At 61.8% G+C, this 17,582-nt stretch carries 16 protein-coding genes and 1 pseudogene; 5 read left to right on the forward strand and 12 right to left on the reverse strand.

Translation table 11 applies throughout. The annotated features are described in order from the left end of the window. The first annotated feature begins 3 nt into the window (after positions 1-3). Entirely contained in the window at positions 4-2,424 is a 2,421-nt protein-coding gene (gene gyrB / locus BM059_RS11165; protein WP_037000993.1) for a DNA topoisomerase (ATP-hydrolyzing) subunit B, read from the forward strand. 117 nt (positions 2,425-2,541) lie between these two features. Here gyrB and BM059_RS11170 read toward each other — a convergent pair whose 3' ends face one another. Further along, positions 2,542-2,979: a hypothetical protein gene (locus tag BM059_RS11170; protein ID WP_074938669.1), complete on the reverse strand. Its 438-nt coding sequence runs from the start codon at positions 2,977-2,979 to the stop codon at positions 2,542-2,544. Between the two features lie 518 nt (positions 2,980-3,497). Here BM059_RS11170 and BM059_RS11175 point away from each other — a divergent pair. From BM059_RS11175 to BM059_RS11190, 4 genes and pseudogenes are all read left to right on the forward strand, one after another. Then, the gene (locus tag BM059_RS11175; RefSeq protein WP_074938671.1) at positions 3,498-3,950 is read left to right on the forward strand and encodes a hypothetical protein; all 453 of its coding nucleotides are present in this window, start codon (positions 3,498-3,500) and stop codon (positions 3,948-3,950) included. Positions 3,951-3,975: 25 nt separating this feature from the next. Then, positions 3,976-4,854: pseudogene (locus BM059_RS11180) on the forward strand (RHS repeat-associated core domain-containing protein); the annotation flags it as partial. Next, positions 4,854-5,135, forward strand: a complete 282-nt coding sequence (locus BM059_RS11185; protein WP_074938673.1) for a hypothetical protein — start codon at positions 4,854-4,856, stop codon at positions 5,133-5,135. The pseudogene BM059_RS11180 and the gene BM059_RS11185, both read left to right, overlap by 1 nt. Positions 5,136-5,225: 90 nt before the next feature. Further along, entirely contained in the window at positions 5,226-5,585 is a 360-nt protein-coding gene (locus tag BM059_RS11190; protein ID WP_074938675.1) for a hypothetical protein, read from the forward strand. Positions 5,586-5,932: 347 nt separating this feature from the next. Here BM059_RS11190 and BM059_RS11195 read toward each other — a convergent pair whose 3' ends face one another. The 11 genes from BM059_RS11195 to glyQ all read right to left on the reverse strand — a co-directional run bounded on the left by BM059_RS11195 (position 5,933) and on the right by glyQ (position 17,505). Further along, positions 5,933-7,084, reverse strand: a complete 1,152-nt coding sequence (locus BM059_RS11195) for a GGDEF domain-containing protein (protein ID WP_074938677.1) — start codon at positions 7,082-7,084, stop codon at positions 5,933-5,935. 68 nt (positions 7,085-7,152) lie between these two features. Beyond that, entirely contained in the window at positions 7,153-8,085 is a 933-nt protein-coding gene (locus tag BM059_RS11200; RefSeq protein ID WP_074938678.1) for a phosphatidate cytidylyltransferase, read from the reverse strand. 1 nt (position 8,086) lies between these two features. Beyond that, on the reverse strand, positions 8,087-8,710 hold the full coding sequence (locus tag BM059_RS11205; RefSeq protein ID WP_074938679.1) for a lysophospholipid acyltransferase family protein: 624 nt from the start codon (positions 8,708-8,710) through the stop codon (positions 8,087-8,089). 9 nt (positions 8,711-8,719) lie between these two features. Continuing rightward, positions 8,720-9,154, reverse strand: coding sequence for a hypothetical protein (locus BM059_RS11210; protein WP_074938681.1), 435 nt, complete (start codon positions 9,152-9,154; stop codon positions 8,720-8,722). After that, positions 9,144-10,481 (reverse strand): phosphatase PAP2/dual specificity phosphatase family protein, encoded by a 1,338-nt coding sequence (locus BM059_RS11215; protein WP_208606100.1) that lies wholly within the window; start codon positions 10,479-10,481, stop codon positions 9,144-9,146. The genes BM059_RS11210 and BM059_RS11215 overlap by 11 nt, the downstream gene beginning before the upstream one ends. Further along, positions 10,481-12,235, reverse strand: coding sequence for a bifunctional alpha/beta hydrolase/class I SAM-dependent methyltransferase (locus BM059_RS11220; RefSeq protein ID WP_074938683.1), 1,755 nt, complete (start codon positions 12,233-12,235; stop codon positions 10,481-10,483). The genes BM059_RS11215 and BM059_RS11220 overlap by 1 nt, the downstream gene beginning before the upstream one ends. Positions 12,236-12,261: 26 nt before the next feature. Further along, positions 12,262-12,867 (reverse strand): CDP-alcohol phosphatidyltransferase family protein, encoded by a 606-nt coding sequence (locus BM059_RS11225; RefSeq protein ID WP_074938685.1) that lies wholly within the window; start codon positions 12,865-12,867, stop codon positions 12,262-12,264. Positions 12,868-13,112: 245 nt separating this feature from the next. After that, positions 13,113-13,880, reverse strand: a complete 768-nt coding sequence (locus BM059_RS11230; protein WP_074938687.1) for a lysophospholipid acyltransferase family protein — start codon at positions 13,878-13,880, stop codon at positions 13,113-13,115. Between the two features lie 13 nt (positions 13,881-13,893). After that, the gene (gene gmhB / locus BM059_RS11235; protein ID WP_037001012.1) at positions 13,894-14,424 is read right to left on the reverse strand and encodes a D-glycero-beta-D-manno-heptose 1,7-bisphosphate 7-phosphatase; all 531 of its coding nucleotides are present in this window, start codon (positions 14,422-14,424) and stop codon (positions 13,894-13,896) included. A gap of 82 nt (positions 14,425-14,506) precedes the next feature. Then, positions 14,507-16,561: a glycine--tRNA ligase subunit beta gene (gene glyS, locus BM059_RS11240; RefSeq protein WP_074938689.1), complete on the reverse strand. Its 2,055-nt coding sequence runs from the start codon at positions 16,559-16,561 to the stop codon at positions 14,507-14,509. After that, positions 16,558-17,505 (reverse strand): glycine--tRNA ligase subunit alpha, encoded by a 948-nt coding sequence (gene glyQ, locus BM059_RS11245; protein ID WP_037001019.1) that lies wholly within the window; start codon positions 17,503-17,505, stop codon positions 16,558-16,560. Before glyQ ends, glyS begins: the two co-directional genes overlap by 4 nt. Between the last annotated feature and the right edge of the window lie 77 nt (positions 17,506-17,582).

A 17,582-nucleotide genomic window follows, 5' to 3' on the forward strand; every position in this document is an offset into this window, starting at 1 on the left:
GGCATGAGCGAGAACCAAACGTACGACTCCTCCAGCATCAAGGTGCTGAAAGGACTGGACGCCGTACGCAAACGTCCCGGGATGTACATCGGTGACACTGACGATGGTAGTGGTCTGCACCACATGGTGTTCGAGGTGGTCGACAACTCGATCGACGAAGCGCTGGCAGGCTATTGCAGCGAAATCACCATCACCATCCACCCGGATGAGTCGATCAGTGTGCGTGATAACGGCCGTGGTATTCCGGTCGATATGCACAAGGAAGAAGGCGTCTCGGCGGCCGAGGTCATCATGACCGTGCTGCACGCCGGCGGTAAGTTCGACGACAACAGCTACAAGGTGTCTGGCGGTCTGCACGGCGTAGGTGTATCGGTGGTAAACGCCCTCTCCAAGGAGCTGGTGCTGACCATTCGCCGTAGTGGCAAGATCTGGGAACAGACCTATGTGCATGGCGTGCCGCAAGCGCCTCTGGCCGCTGTCGGCGATACCGACGGTACCGGCACGCAGATCCACTTCAAACCGTCCGAAGAGACCTTCGCCAACATCCACTTCAGCTGGGATATCCTGGCCAAGCGTCTGCGCGAACTGTCCTTCCTCAACTCTGGCGTGGGCATCCTGCTGCGCGACGAGCGCACCGGTAAGGAAGAATTGTTCAAATACGAAGGTGGTCTGAAAGCCTTCGTTGAATACTTGAACACCAACAAGACAGTGGTCAACCAGGTGTTCCATTTCAACATCCAGCGCGAAGAAGACGGTGTTGGGGTTGAAGTGGCCCTGCAGTGGAACGACAGCTTCAACGAGAACCTGCTCTGCTTCACCAACAACATTCCTCAGCGTGACGGCGGCACTCACCTGGCCGGTTTCCGCTCCGCCCTCACCCGCCATCTGAACAACTACATCGAGGCCGAAGGCCTGGCGAAGAAGTTCAAGGTTGCCACCACCGGTGACGACGCCCGTGAAGGCCTGACTGCGATCATCTCGGTCAAGGTACCGGATCCGAAATTCAGCTCGCAGACCAAGGACAAACTGGTCTCCAGCGAGGTAAAAACTGCGGTTGAACAGGAAATGGGCAAGTACTTCTCCGACTTCCTGTTGGAGAACCCCAACGAAGCTAAGGCCGTGGTCGGCAAGATGATCGATGCCGCCCGTGCCCGTGAAGCGGCCCGTAAAGCGCGTGAGATGACTCGTCGTAAAGGGGCGCTGGACATCGCTGGCCTCCCCGGCAAACTGGCCGACTGCCAGGAAAAAGACCCGGCGCTGTCCGAACTCTACATCGTGGAGGGTGACTCCGCGGGCGGTTCTGCGAAGCAGGGTCGTAACCGCAAGACCCAGGCCATCCTGCCGCTCAAGGGCAAGATCCTCAACGTTGAACGTGCGCGTTTCGATCGCATGATTTCCTCCCAGGAAGTCGGCACGCTGATCACTGCACTCGGTTGTGGTATTGGCCGTGATGAATACAACATCGACAAGCTGCGTTACCACAACATCATCATCATGACCGATGCTGACGTCGACGGTTCGCACATCCGTACCCTGCTGCTCACCTTCTTCTTCCGCCAACTGCCGGAGCTGGTCGAGCGTGGCTACATCTACATCGCTCAGCCGCCGCTGTACAAGGTGAAGAAAGGCAAGCAGGAGCAGTACATCAAGGACGACGAGGCCATGGATGAATACATGACCCAGTCGGCTCTGGAAGACGCCAGCTTGCACGTCAACGAGAATGCCCCAGGTCTGTCCGGCGGTGCATTGGAGAAACTGGTCGGCGAATACCGTGGCGTGATGAAGACCCTGGATCGCCTGTCACGCGTCTATCCCAAGGACATCACCGAGCACTTCGTCTATCTGCCCCGTATCGGCCTTGAGCAACTGGCTGATCATGCCGGCATGCAAGCCTGGATGGAGCGCTTCAGCGCGCGTCTGAAGACGATGGAGAAGTCTGGCCAGACCTACACCGCCAGCCTGCGCGAAGACCGCGAGCGCCACGTCTGGCTGCCGGAGGTAGAGGTCAAGGCACACGGCCTGTCCAGCTACACCACCTTTAACCGCGACTTCTTCGCCAGCAATGACTATAAAACGGTCACTGCGCTGGGTGACCAGCTGAACAACCTGCTGGAAGAAGGTGCCTACGTGCAGCGTGGTGAGCGCAAGAAGCCGGTCAGCACCTTCAAGCAAGCGCTGGACTGGCTGATGACCGAAAGCACCAAGCGCCACAGCATCCAGCGATACAAAGGTCTCGGCGAGATGAACCCGGATCAGCTGTGGGAAACCACCATGGACCCGGAAGTGCGTCGCATGCTCAAGGTGACCATCGAGGACGCCATTGCAGCTGACCAGATCTTCAACACCCTGATGGGCGATGCCGTGGAGCCGCGCCGCGACTTCATCGAATCCAACGCCCTGGCGGTGTCGAACCTGGACTTCTGATGCTGTGGACAGATGGGCAGGATTACCTGCTCATCAAAGAAAAGCCCCTGCCGATGCGAGTCGACAGGGGCTTTTTAATTTGAGTAGAGCTCTTTGTGGGATGTAGCGCTGGCCTTCTTACTTGAAGCGCTTGCGCCACGCTGCGCGTTGGCCTCGTATTTCCACCATGGCCACTAGCATCGCGCGATAGCGCTTGCTGTTGAGCGTCAGCAGAGCAGCCAGTGGCAGTAGCAGGCCGATGGAATACATCACGTCTGGCGCGCGCCTACCCCAGTGGACGAGCACTACCAGCATGCAGACGGCCATGGCTGCCACGACCAGCCATACCGCCCAGGGGCGGCCGCGAATCACCAGAAGGTTGGCGCCACACAGGTACAAGGATATGCCGCAGCTGCCCAGCATCATGTAGATGCCATAGTCATCCAGGCTGGGCGGATAGAACTCCAGCAGCAGAATCTGACTGACCGCCAGGGAAAAAAGCGCCAGAAAAAACGCAGCAATGAATACCGGGAAGTGCCGACGCAGAATTGTTAAGAAGTCTAAAGACTGATTCACCTCTTTGTGAGCTCCATTCAAGAATAGTCCTAATATCTGTTGCATAGTTTGCGCTTATTGCCGTTCATCTACCTGGATGGTGGACAACCTAGCAAATAGTAACGAACCTAAAGATGGAGATCATTTCAGCTATTGTTGATTGGAGGTTCTCAATATTGAGGTTTATAGCCAGTTTTCATCTTTGTCTGGATTTTAACATTCGCCACAGGAAAACCGATGGCTAGTAATGAAAAATGCGGGGCCGTTCAGGTTCAGAGTAGTCAGGTGTTTAAAATGTCTAATCAATAGGGAGAGATAGCCATAACGCCTGAAATACATAAGTGCTTTTCAAGGTGACTGATATGAAATAAGGATGGGTAGATATTTGTTTCTGGCCAAAGAGTTTCAGGTAACTATTTCCTCCTTTTGTTTTAATTAAGTTTTTGATGGAAAGGCAGCCTTTCTTCTAGATCAATCGATTAACGTGTAAATTAAGTGCTGTTCGAGACAGATTTTTCCGTCTAGTTCAAGGAGCCGGCATGAGCAAGCGTCTTCGTACACTTTTACTGATGCTCGGTATGCTGACCAGTTTTTGTGTATGCGCCGAATCGACACCACCGCTTGCCTCAGACAAATCTAGCTACCCGGAGCAAGTAGCTTTGGCAGGGCAGACTTATATACTGGAGAGCACCAGGCGGGCCTGCATATTGCGCAAGCCAGACCAGAGCGTACTGACGCTGGACATTCCCTCGCCATGTCATTTCAGTGTTGGTAAGGATGGTCAGGCACATGTAGAAACTTTTAAGAATGTGCCGATTGTCATGGTGCTGCATGTAATCCCCGTGGCGGATCACAAGCTGGAGTGTCGTTCGCAATACAAGGCCATTCGACTGATCAAGGGCCAGCTGGAGCCATCAGTGCTGGCTCAGAGCGCCAGTTGCCTGCGCGGTGTCGGCGATCAGAAGAGCTACACCGCGATGTTCGACTGGTAAACCTGCGCATGCCTATCCGATAGCTTGGAGCGGCCTGCGCCTGCTCAGCGAGACCCGCAACGGCCGGCGCAGCCTCTACCTCTACGACGAAGGCAGCTACGACCCGCTGGCGCGCATCGATGGCCAGGGCGAACACGCGCGCCTGCGCTACTACCACAACGATCCTAACGGCTTACCGCAGCAACTCACCGAAGACGACGGCCGCTGCATCTGGCAGGCGCGCTACCAGGTGTGGGGCAACACCCTGGCCGAAACACAGGAAAGCTTCTTCGTCGAAGAGCAGAACCTGCGCTTCCAGGGCCAGTACCTAGACCGCGAAACCGGGCTGCACTACAACACCTTCAGGTTCTACGATCCGGATATCGGACGCTTTATCAGCCCGGATCCGATTGGGTTAGCGGGTGGCCTCAATGCGTATCAGTATGCGGAGAATCCGATCAAGTGGGTCGATCCGTTTGGACTAATGAAATGCTCGACGCCTCCAGCTGGTAGGCGGGTCAGCCGTACCGTGTACCGCTTCGAGGAGCCAGGCCGGATCAGTACGACATGGACGGCGCACAAATGGAGCGTAGCCTCGACTCAGCGGTATACCAAACCGGGGCTCGGCGGCGTATATGGGGCTAACTCTAAGAAGACGGCGATGGCCGAGGTCACGCACTGGAAAGTCGATTTATCCACTCGAGTGCTAGTCAGCAAGAAGGTCAGTCTGAACAATGTTCTAGATCTGACCAACCCTAAGGTCAGATCTCAACTTGGTGTTTCCCTGAGAGACATTACCGGTTCAAAGTACAATGTCACCCACAAAATAGGCGACTGGGCCAAGAGCAACGGCTACGACGGCATATTGGCTCCTTCGGCGCGAAACCCCACAGGTGCCAACCTCATTTCCTTTGGAGGCTTCTAATGGAACTACTGGAGCACGATTATCCTGGCGACGAGACCTGGGACAACTATGTTGACCTCTACCGAGAGGATTACAACGATGCCAAGGCTAGCATCCTAGCTCAGCGCCTTGATGGTCATGATGACATCGCGGTGGTCATCTATGGGAAAAGGGGCCTAGAAGAAGGGCTATGGTGGGTCGAGCAGCAGGTGCCGGCGCTCGATGGCCTACGTCCTGACGCGTGTCTCACCGATCCGATCTTGCTGAAGCGCCTAAAGACCGCGCTAATGCGCATGCCCTAGCGAAGAGTAAAAAATGGGAAAAGGGGCAGATTTAATTTCTTCACACCTGTTGTGGGTAAATAAATCTGTCTGTGTTTTTATTAAGGAATCATGAGTAATCCTGTTAAAAAACGACTATTCGATGGGACTGAAAGTGATTTCTATGTGTTCAGCTCAATGTTGGATACGACAGATTTCGGACCAGTGCTCTTCGACAACCGGCAGGTCCAGTATTTATGGGAACTGGGTGAACGGCAGGCAGATGCGCTGGTATGCCTGATTCCTGGCGCAAGAAAGCATCTGGATTTTCTAGGCGATACGCCCGCGTATAAGCAAGGAAATCTTGCGCTCTACGTGCAGCGCGTTACGGGTCGAGACGCCAATCATTCGGTGTTCATCGTCGTAGCTGCAGGCGAAGCGCAACCTGCGCGCTTCGTGATCGATCTGTGTGGCGTGTTTGTGGACGAGTAAAGCTGCCATCTGATTAGCGTCAGGCTTCAAGTCAGGGTCTTTTGCGATTGCCCCTATGGCAAAAGGCTTACACGTCGAAGCGCAACAGACCTCTCCCGCCGCTTCCGTGGGCTGGTTAATCTACTCACACATACCGGGAACTGGATGTCCCGAGTCACGGAAGACAGACCGCGCCAGGACGGCAAACGACAGGATGTCGGAAGGTCTTAAAAACCCCGCTTCGGCGGGTTTTTTGTTGCCTGAAAAAAGTCAGGCGCCGCTGAGCGTTGGTAGCCAAGCATGATTCAGGTCGCCAGAAGAAAGCTGTTGGCCTTCCAGAGATCACCAGTAAATCCGAGCCCGTTCCCTCAGTCCGCCGTGGCCAGAACCTGCGTATTACGCCCGGCATGCTTGGCGCGATAGAGCGCGGTGTCGGCCTTGAGCAGCATGCCGGTGATGTCCTCGGCGACGGGGCTGGTGCTGCCGTAAACACCGGCGCTGAAGCTCAAGGTGATGGTCTTGTCGTCGACCTGCGCCGGTTGCTGGGTCAGGGATTGGCGAAGCTGATCGACCAGCTCCAGCGCGCCGTTGGCGTCGGTGCCGGGCAGGATCAGCAGAAATTCCTCACCACCATAACGGCCGATGCTGTCGTTACGCCGCAGGCGCTGCTGAAGATGGTCGGCGCAGTGCCTGAGCACGTCATCGCCGACTAGATGGCCGTGGCTGTCGTTGATCAGCTTGAAGTGATCCAGATCGAGCATGGCGATGGACAGCGGGGTGTGTTGGCGGCGAGCGCGCTCCAGCTCGTCGGTGAGTCGTTCGAGTATCGCCAGGCGATTGGGCAGCCTGGTAAGCGTGTCGCGCAGGGCGGTCTGGCGCAGCTCCGATTCGATGCGCTCGCGCGACAGCAATACCAGGCCAAAGGAGAACATGATGATGGTGGCGGCGCCGAGGGCGACCGATACCGTCTGCTTGAGGTTGCTGACGTCGTAGTGCATCTCCGCCGGGGCACCGCTGAGGATGACCGCCACGCGAATGCCCAGGCCGAACAGGCTGATGCCTGCACCTATCATCAGGATGCGATGGGCGCGCCCACCCTGCACGGCATGGAGACGGCTCAAACGCAGGATCACCAGGCATTGAGTGAACAGCAGCAGGCAGGCCACCAATTGGCGGGGTTCTTCGGTGGCGATCAGCAGGCTGAGCAACGCGCCTAGCAGCAGCGGGAAGGCAAAGGCCAGCCGCCAGGGCGGACGGCGGCCGTGGATCAGCGGCAGGCTGACCGTATAGAACGCCAGCGCGGTGGACAGCAAGGTGTTGGCCAGCACGTAGGTCAGCCACATCGAGGCCTGCCCGAACAGGGTGAAGCCGATGTAGGCCAGTGCATGGGAGAGCATGCCCAGCCCGGTGGTGAGCATGCCGTCGCGATGACGAAGCTGGCCGACCAGGATCAGACAGCTGCCCATGATCACGGCGACCAGCGCGACGGCTCCGAACAGTGTCTGGGTGTGGGCGACCATATCGGCCTTCTGGTTCTTGGGGGTTGCTTAACTCTAGTGCAATCCCCTGCCCCATTGCTTGTATTAGATCAGGCCCACCAGTAGCGCACCATGTGGAAGAACACCGGGGCGGCGAAGCACACGGAGTCCAGGCGGTCGAGCATGCCGCCGTGGCCTTCGATCATGTGGCCCCAATCCTTCACCCCGCGGTCGCGTTTGATCGCCGACATCACCAGGCCGCCGGCGAAGCCGAGGATGCACACCAGCAGGGCGAACAGCGCGGCCTGCCAGAAGGCGAACGGCGTGATCCAGCACAGCATGGCGCCGATCAACGTGGCCAGGGCTACGCCACCGACAAAGCCTTCCACGGTTTTCGAGGGCGAGAGATTCGGTGCGATCTTGTGCTTGCCGGCCAGCTTGCCGCAGACGTACTGCAGCACGTCGGAGAGCTGCACGACGATGATCAGCCAGGCGATCAGCAGCAGGTTGCGCCCCTCGTAGCCGGGGATGTCCAGGGTCAGCAGCGCCGGTACCGAAGAGATGCAGTACACGGCGATCATCAACCCCCACTGCACTTTGGCCGCGCGCTCCAGATAGCGCGTGGTGTCGCCGCCCAGCGAGGCGAGGATTGGCAGCAGCAGGAACAGGTAGACCGGGATGAAGATAGCGAACAGGCCATACCAGCCCAGGGCGATCAGCAGGTATTGCATCGGCAGGGCGAAGTAGAAGGCGGCTACCAGTGCCGGGTAGTCGCTGCGCCGGGTCGGCGTCAGCGTCATGAACTCGCGCAGCGCATAGAACGACACGAAGTAGAACAGCACGACGACGCCGACGTTGCCGAACAGGAAGGCGATGCCGATTACCAGCACCATCACCCACCAGGCGTTGATCCGCGCGTTGAGGTTGTCGATCACCGGGTTGGGCTGATCGCCACTGCGCCGCTTGAGGACGAAGCCGACCAGGCTGGCCAGCAACAGCAGAGCACCGATACCGGCGAACAGCAGCAAAGTGTTGTTATCCATCTCAGGCCTCCTCGGGTGCCAGTGCCAGCAGGGCGTTACGCGCGCGTTCCAGGAAGGCATCTTTGCCCTCCCCCTCGATGGGCTCCAGTGCCGCACCGAAGCTCAGGGTGCACAGCAGCGGCAGCGGCAGCGCCCTGCCCTTGGGCATCACCCGGTTGAGGTTGGCGATCCACACTGGCACCAGCTCCACGTCCGGCCGCGCCTGAGCCAGGTGATAAAGGCCGCTCTTGAACGGCAGCAACGGCTCATCGCCGAGGTTGCGCGTGCCCTCGGGGAAGATGATCAGCGAGTCACCGCCGTCCAGCGCATCGAGCATCGCCTGCAGCGGGTTGACCCCTTCCTCCTTGCGCTCGCGGTCAACCAGCACACCGTTGAACACCTTGTTGATCAGAAAGCTGCGCACCCCTGGCTTCTGCCAGTAGTCGGCGCCGGCTACCGGCCGGGTGCGCTTGCGCAGCTCCGGTGGCAGCGACGCCCAGAGCAGGACGAAATCGCCATGACTGCTGTGGTTGGCGTAGTACAGCCGTTGTGTCGCCTGCGCGGTGCTGCCGAGCCACAGGGCTCGGGCACCGGTCAGCAGGCGAGCTGCCGAGGTGATGGCGAAAGCGGTCAATGCAGCGAGCATGGCGACTCCTTAAGCGAAAACGATGAAGAACCCGAGTACGACGATGACGATCTGTAGCAGCAGACACAGCGCCTGTTTGCGTAGCAGGCCGAGTGCGCCCTGAGAGCGAAGGCTCCAGGCGCGGCCAGCCTGCTGCGCATTTTGCAGGCCCAGATTCTGTAGCGCCTGATCCAGCGCATGAGTCTGGCTGTCGAGTTGGTCGCCAGCCTCGGCCAGGCGCTGGAACAGTTCGGCATCCAGGGCCACACGTAGCGCCCAGTATTTTTCGGCCAGGCCAGCGCTCAGCAGCGCGGCGCAGATCAGCGCCAGGATCAGGCTCGCGGCGGCGCCAAGCCATGGCGCCAGGCCGAAGACCACGGCGACCAGGCTCAGCGCGCTGGAGCAATGATCGAGGCTGCGACCACGTCGTAACAGCGCCGCGACCAGCAGCAGATCAGCCTGCATGAGCGACCTCCAGCCCCGCTTGCGCATCGATCATGGATTGCAGCGCGACCAGATGCTGCGGGCCGAGCACGACCTGCGGCCGCGCTTGGCGGATCAGTTCTACGGCGGACTCGACGTTGTGGCAGCGGCCACTGTGCAGCAGCCAGGCCGCCACGGCAGTGGCACTGCGCGAATAACCCAGGGCACAGCACACCAGCAGCGGGCCGTGATGACGCAGGTGTTCGATGGCCTCGGCGGCGCGTAGACAGGTCAGCGCATCCGGCGCCACCAGGTCCAGCGATGGCAGGCTGCAATAGTGGGGTGGCGTGCGCTGCAGCGGCAGTTCGGCGCACAGGTCGACCAGGGCTGCGTAGCCATCGAGATCGCCCGTGCCCGGCAGGCGGCCGAGGTAAATGCCCTCTACCACCTGGCTGGGCGACGGCTGGCGAAACGTCCACAACCGCGAATTGATCCAGGCGCCGAGCAGATAGGGTGCGAGCAAGACCGTAGCGGCCGGACTGAGGCGACCGTCGGCTTGCTTCTGGAAGCCGCCAGCACCGAACAGCAGGTAGTTGAGCGTGACCATCGTCAGGGCAACGGCCGGCCAGAACAGCCACAGCCAGGCACCACCCAGGTTGACGGCCAGCGCCGTGCACGCCAGTGCACCGAGGCTGTAGCGCAGCGCCAGGCGCCAACGCCGTGGATCGCTGCTCAGGCGCATTTGATTCAGCGGCGTATCGCCCTGCAGCGGCAGCAGCCACAGGCAGAAGAAGCCGGCCAGCGCCCCGGTGGGCACGTCGATGAAATGGTGCTGCCAGGTGGTCAGCACGGACATGCCGATCAGCGCCATCCAAAGATGCAGCAGGCCACGCCAGAACAGCCCGCGGGTGTGATTGGCGAACATCGCCCAGATGATCACCAGCAGGGTGATATGCAGCGAGGGCGCCTGGTTGAAGGGTTTGTCGAAGCCCATCAGCACGTCGAACATCAGGCCGAAGGTGCCATCCAGTGGCGGCCGCTCGAAGGTGAAGCGCAGTGGCCAGAGCAGGAAGCAGGCGACGCAGATCACCTGCGCGGCAAGCAGGCGCAAGGCGTGGCGATCCATTTCGCGGCGGCAGGCCGGCAACAGGAAGGACAGGCCATAGAGCAGGTCGATCGACCAGTACGGCACGATAGTCCAGGGCCACAACGGTATCTGCGGCTCCCAGGCGAAGACCAGGCTGTCGACGTCAGCGCGCTGCCCAGTGAACCAGTTGGCGAAGCCGTAGCTGGCGAAGAACAGCGGGCCGAGCAGCAGCAGCCAGAGTACGCCGCGCTTCCACAATCCTTGTTCGCGGGCGTGCTCCATCACTTCACCCGTTGGGCCAGGGACACGCTGAAGATGCCCCATTGGTCGATGCGCTGCGCGACCTTGCGAAAGCCTGCGGCCTCGACCAACTGATCCATTTCCGCCTGGCTGCGCCGGCGCATGACCCAGGCCTGACCGTCACGGTGGCTGGTCAGAGCACGGGCGATCAGCTCCAGCTGCGGGTGCCAGGGTTGGCCGGTGTAGACCAGATAACCGCCCTCCTCGACCGCAGCTGCCAGGCCGGCCAGCGAGTCGCCGACCATCTGGTTGCTGCCGAACAGTTCATACAGGCCGGAGACCACCGCCAGGGTCGGTTTAGGGTCGAGCGTGGCGAGATCCTCGCGGTCGAAGGCATCGCCTTTAACTAAGCGGGCGATGTCGCCCAGGCCCTTCTGCTGGATCAGGGCATTGCCGTCGCGCACGTTGATGTCGCTGTAGTCGCGCAGCAGGATCGCGTCGGGGCGCTGCTCCTGGCCTTCCAGTGATTCGAGGATGTAGCGGCCATGGCCGGCGGCGATATCGACGATGCGCACCGACCTGTTCGCTTCACGCAGTTTGCTCATGGCCAGGCGCAGCAGCTCTTCGGCATGCAGTTTGCGCTGACGAATGCCGCGCCAGCCGATGGAGTCCAGGTAGTTCTGGTCGATCAGGCGGCCCAGCGCGCCCTTGCCGGTCGGCTGGTTGCGGTAGACGTAATCGAGGGTGCTGCCGGAGTCGAAGCCGGTATCGAAGCCCAGCTTGACCCCGGCCGACAGGCTACTGCCCAGGCGCATGCTGGCACGGGTGGCGCGCCAGTAGAGGTCGCGCAGCGAGTTCCGTGGCAGCGGCGCGGCCAGCTCTTCGGCTTCGGCACAGGTGGCGCCCAGGCGATCGGCATCGAGCAGCGACGGCCGCGTTACCGGCTCTTCGAAGTTGCGCAGGATGAAGCGTCGCGCGCGGCTCAGCGCGTGAGCGCGGTCACGTTCACCGAGGGTGTCGTGGAAGAAGCCGGGCAGCAGGTGCTTTTCCTTGCGCAGGCTGCCGAGGCGTTCGAAGAAGTCTTCCTGCGGTTTGCGATGGACGACGAAGTCGGCACCGGAGATCAGCAATTGCGTCGGCACCTGGATCGCCTGGGCGTCGGCGACGACACGGTCGGCCGCTTCGTACAGGCCGAGCAGCATGGTCACCGAAATCGGCCGGGCGATCAGCGAGTCGTTCTCGAACGAGGCGATACGCTCGGGATCGTGGCTGAGGAAGCGCGCCTTGACGTAACTGTTGACGAAGAAATTGCCGCGCCAGGCGTGCAGCAGCTTCAAGCCGGGGCGGGCGAAGGGCACGTAGAGCTTGACCTTGAACGCCGGCGAGGCGAGCACCAGGCAGCGCACCTTGGGCGCGTAGTCGTGGGCCCAGGTGGAGATGATCACCGCACCGACGCTTTGCGCCACCACCGCCAGGTTCTCCTCGGCGATGGCGTGCTGGCTGCCGATGTGCTCGATAAAGGTCTGCACATCGCGCACGCTGGTGGCGAAGCTCGGGCTGTCGCCACGCGCACCGGGCGACAGGCCATGGCCACGGGCGTCCCAGGCGAAGAAGTCGCAATGCGGCAGGTCCAGCTCATCCACCAGGTGGGCCATGCGTCCGCCATGCTCGTGGCCGCGATGAAACAGCAGCAAAGCCTGGCGTGGGCCATTGGTAGGCGCCGTCGCCGGCCAGTGGCGGTAGCTCAGCTCGACGCCGTCATGGGTGCTGAAGGTGTGCAGTTGTACGGGGCGCATGGAATCTCCTTATTCCGTAGGACAGGTCAGGCCACTTCGGCCAGGCCATGGCGAACGCGGTTATAGAGGGTGTAGAGCAACAGGGCGAGGATCAGGCTCAGCAGCAGATTGATCCACAAGGCAGGCAGCAGGCCTGTGGCGACGCCTGCGCCGATCACGCCGAAGCAGAAGGCGCGGTCGCTCTTGCCCATGGGCCCGTCATAGCGCCGTGAGGCGCCGACCATGGGCCCGAGCACGCCGGCGTATTCGCTGATCACCGCCAGCAGCACCACGACGATCACCAGCAGCGGTGAGACGCCTGTCAGCAGGGCGAAAGGCAGATACAGGGCGCTGTCGGCGATCACGTCGCAGAGTTCGTTGAGGTAGGCGCCAAGTTTCGACTGCTGGCCGAATTCACGGGCGAGCATGCCGTCGACGGCATTCAAGGCCATGCGCAGCAGCATCCACACGGGGATCAGGGCGAACAGCCAGGTGATGTGGCTGAACGCAGCGAGCAGGGCGCCGAGCAGCACGGAGACCACGGCCGCGGCCAGGGTCACCTGGTTGGCGGTGACGCCACGGGCATGCAGGCGTTCGACGCCGGGGCGCAGCAGGTTCTGGAAGGCCGGTTTGAGCTGGTAGATCGACGGCATGGCAGCGAATTCCCTTTCTTGTCCCATCTTCGGCCAATGCCGCGGGCGAGACTGTGAACCCGTCGTGGTCGAAGCGGATTTATCGGCGGCGACTGGCAGCCGCAAGGCCAATGGCAGTTACGCGTGAGCCACAACTTATACCCTGTTACGGGATTTTCCTAGCGCAGTGGATTCGCCAGGAAAATCAGCTAGATGCGAGCAGTGATGGCGCTTTGCTTGCATTTGACGCACAGCTTATCCACAGATCAGGCGGTTTCGCCCAGTCGGCTCAGCTGCGGCTCTTCGCCGCGCAGTTCGGTCTGTTGCTGGCGTACCCACTGAAAAGCACGTTCGTTGAGCTCGGCGATGGCGCGTGGGCCTTCGCCCTCGGCGTACATCGGTGCGCCGATGATCACCTGAACCGTTCCCGAGCGCTTCGACCAACCGACCTTGGGCCAGAACTCGCCGGCGTTGTGCGCGATGGGCAGCACCGGCAAGCCGGCGTTCACTGCCAGGGCGGTGCCGCCGCGGGAGAACTTGCCGATCTGCCCCGGCGGAATTCGCGTGCCTTCGGGGAATACCAATACCCAGGCGCCCTGCTTGAGGCGCTCATCGCCCTGCTTGGCCAGCTGCTTGAGCGCTGCCTTGGGGTTGCTGCGGTCGATGGCGATGGGCTTGAGCAACGCCATGCCCCAGCCGAAGAACGGCACGCGCAGCAGCTCGCGCTTGACCACCTGCGACAGTGGCTCGAAGAAGCCGCAGAGGAAGAAGGTTTCCCAGGTGCTTTGGTGGTTGGAGAGGATCACGCAGGGGCGCTCGGGGATGTTCTCCACACCGCGCACTTCATAGCGGATACCGACGATCACCTTGGCCAGCCACACCCCGCAGTTGCACCAGGCCTGGACGACGAAACGGTAGCGCTGGCGGAACGGCAGCAGCGGTGCGACCACCAGGCTGATCAGGCACCAGAAGAACGAGCTGGACGACAGCAGCAGGTAGAAAAGCGTGACTCTGAATGCCTGCACTAGCGCCATGAACCTTCACACCTTATGAGAGCAGTTGATCGGCGACAGCCGCCAGATCATCGAATACCAGGGTTCCTGGCGGCAGGGGCTTGGCCAGGGTTCGCTCGCCCTTGCCGGTTTTCACCAGCACAGGCTGACAATCGACGGCCAGCGCCGCCTGCAGGTCACCGCCGGTATCGCCGACGAACCAGATTCCTGCCAGTTCCGTGGCGTAGTGCGCGGCGATCTGTTTGAGCATGCCCGGTTTCGGTTTGCGGCAGTCGCAACCGTCGTCCGGCCCGTGCGGACAATGCACGATCAGGCCGACCTCACCACCCTGCTCTGCCACCAGCTCGCGCAGGCGTGCGTGCATCGACTCCAGGGTCGCCAGGTCGTAATAACCACGGGCGATGCCGGACTGATTGGTGGCCACGGCCACTGTCCAGCCGGCCTTCGACAGGCGTGCGATAGCAGCGATCGACGAGGGGATCGGCAGCCACTCGTCGAGCGTCTTGATATAGGCGTCGGAGTCATGGTTGATGACACCGTCGCGGTCGAGGATCAGCAATTTCATAGCTGCAAGCTCCAAGCCGCAAGCTACAAGTCAGCAGCGGCCTGTGTGCCGCATGAAGCCTGTAGCTTGCCGCCGCTGGGCGTTAGCCCAGCAACGAGATATCCGCCACGCCGAGGAACAGCCCGCGCAAGCGGGCCAGCAGGGCGTAACGGTTGGCGCGCACACGGGCGTCCTCGGCATTGACCAGCACCGCCTCGAAGAAGGCATCCACCGGCTCGCGAAGGCTGGCCAGCTTGGCCAGGGCCTCGCTGTACTGCCGGGCCGCGGCCAGTGGCTGCACCGCCTGGTCGGCCTGCTGGATGGCGGCGTGCAGGGCGAATTCGCTGGGGTTATCGAAGTAGTGCGCTTCGACCTGGGCGGCGACGCCGCCTTCGGCCTTGCTCAGCAGGTTCGACACGCGCTTGTTGGCAGCGGCCAGGGCAGCGGCCTGCGGCAGCTTGCGGAAGGTCTGCACGGCCTGCACGCGCTGGTCGAAGTCCAGCGGCGAGGTCGGGTTGACTGCGCGCACGGCCTGGTAAACGGCCACTTCGATGCCTTCGTCTTCGTAGCGCGCGCGCAGGCGGTCGAAGATGAATTCCAGCACCTGGGCAGCCAGGCCATCGGTCTTGATCTTGCCGGCGTACTGGGCGACGGCGAAGTCGACCGCAGCGGCCAGGTCCAGATCCAGGCCCTTCTCGATCAGGATGCGCAGCACGCCGAGGGCAGCGCGACGCAGGGCATAGGGGTCTTTCGAGCCGGTCGGCAGCATGCCGATACCGAAGATGCCGACCAGGGTGTCGAGCTTGTCGGCCACGGCCACGGCGGCACCGGTCAGGGTGCTTGGCAGTTCGGCACCGGCACCGCGTGGCATGTACTGCTCGTTCAGGGCCAGGGCGACGTCCTGCGGCTCACCGTCGTTGAGCGCGTAGTAGTAACCGGCGATGCCCTGCATCTCGGGGAACTCGCCGACCATCTCGGTGGCCAGGTCGCACTTGCTCAGCAGGCCGGCACGGGCGGCGCGCTGGGCGTCGCCACCGACTGCGCGGGCGATGAAACCGGCAAGCGCCGATACCCGTTGGGCCTTGTCGAACACCGAGCCGAGCTGGGCCTGGAATACCACGTTGGCCAGGCGCTGGTTGAAACCTTCGAGCTTCTGCTTCTTGTCCTGCTTGAAGAAGAACTCGGCGTCGGTCAGGCGCGGGCGCACCACCTTCTCGTTGCCCGAGACGATCTGTGCCGGGTCCTTGGACTCGACGTTGGCCACGGTGATGAAGCGCGGCAGCAGCTTGCCGTTCGCATCGAGCAGGCAGAAGTACTTCTGGTTGTCCTGCATGGTGCTGATCAGCGCCTCCTGCGGCACCTCGAGGAAGCGTTCCTCGAAGGAGCAGACCAGCGGCACCGGCCATTCGACCAGGGCGGTGACTTCGTCCATCAGCGCCGGCGGCACGATGGCGCTGCCCTGCTCGGCAGCGGCCAGCTCGTCGACGCGACGGGCGATGAGCTCGCGGCGCTCGGTGAAGTCGGCCAGCACGAAGGCGCTGCGCAGGTCTTCAGCGTAGCTCGCCGGGCTGCTGATGCGCACGTCACGGTTGGCGTGGAAGCGGTGGCCACGGGACACGCGACCGGCCTTCTGCGCGAGGATCTCGCAGTCGACCACGGCGTCGCCGAAGAGCATCACCAGCCACTGGGTCGGGCGCACGAATTCGTCGCGGCGGGCGGCCCAGCGCATGCGTTTGGGGATCGGCAGGTCGTTCAGCGAGTCCTGCACGATGGTCGGCAGCAGGTTCACCGCCGGCTGGCCGGGGATGTGCTGGGCGAAACGCAGTTTTGCGCCGCTGCGGTCGATATCGGCGATGTTCACACCGCACTTACGGGCGAAGCCGAGGGCGGCCTGGGTCGCATTGCCGTCGGCGTCGAAGGCGGCCTGAATGGGCGGGCCATCGAGGTTCATGCTGCGGTCGGCCTGCTGCTCTTCGAGCTGCTCGACCAACACCGCGAGGCGGCGCGGCGCGGCATACACGCGGCTGGCGGTGTAGCCCAGGCCAGCGCTCTTGAGGCCTTTCTCGATACCGGCGAGGAAGGCGTCACCGAGGCTTTTCAGGGCTTTCGGTGGCAGCTCTTCGGTGCCCAGTTCGACCAGGAAATCGTGTGCACTCATGCTTGCGCCTCCAGCTTGGCCAGTACTTCGTCACGCAGTTCGGGGGTGGCCATGGGGAAGCCGAGCTTGGCGCGCGCCTGCAGATAGCTCTGCGCCACGGCGCGGGCCAGGGTGCGCACGCGCAGGATGTACTGCTGACGCGCGGTTACCGAGATGGCGCGGCGGGCGTCGAGCAGGTTGAAGGTGTGCGAGGCCTTGAGCACCATCTCGTAGGTCGGCAGCGGCAACTGAAGCTCGATCAGGCGGTTGGCTTCGCTCTCGTAGAAATCGAACAGCTCGAACAGCTTCTCGACGTTGGCATGCTCGAAGTTGTAGGTGGACTGCTCCACCTCATTCTGGTGGAACACGTCGCCGTAGGTCACGGTGCCGAACGGGCCGTCGGTCCAGATCAGGTCGTAGACCGAGTCGACGCCCTGCAGGTACATGGCCAGGCGCTCCAGGCCGTAGGTGATCTCGCCGGTCACCGGGTAGCACTCGATGCCACCGACCTGCTGGAAGTAGGTGAACTGGGTGACTTCCATGCCGTTGAGCCAGATTTCCCAGCCCAGGCCCCAGGCGCCGAGGGTCGGCGATTCCCAGTTGTCCTCGACGAAGCGGATGTCATGCACTTCCGGGTCGAGGCCGATGGCCTTAAGCGAACCCAGGTACAGCTCCTGGAAGTTCTCCGGGTTGGGCTTCAAGACCACCTGGAACTGGTAGTAGTGCTGCAGGCGGTTGGGGTTTTCGCCGTAGCGGCCGTCGGTCGGGCGACGCGAAGGCTGCACGTAGGCGGCGTTCCAGGTCTCCGGGCCGATGGCGCGCAGGAAGGTGGCGGTGTGGAAGGTGCCGGCGCCTACTTCCATGTCGTAGGGTTGCAGCACCACGCAGCCCTGCTCGGCCCAGTAGTTCTGCAGGGCCAGGATCAGGTCCTGGAAGGTGCGCACGGCAGGCTTGGTCTGGCTCACGAAAAAATCACCTGTGGAGGCTTGCGAGGGAAAGCCGGGGAGTATATCGAAACTCGACGCAGGCCGCAGGCTACGGC

The organism is Ectopseudomonas composti (genome assembly GCF_900115475.1).
GTDB lineage: Bacteria > Pseudomonadota > Gammaproteobacteria > Pseudomonadales > Pseudomonadaceae > Aquipseudomonas > Aquipseudomonas composti.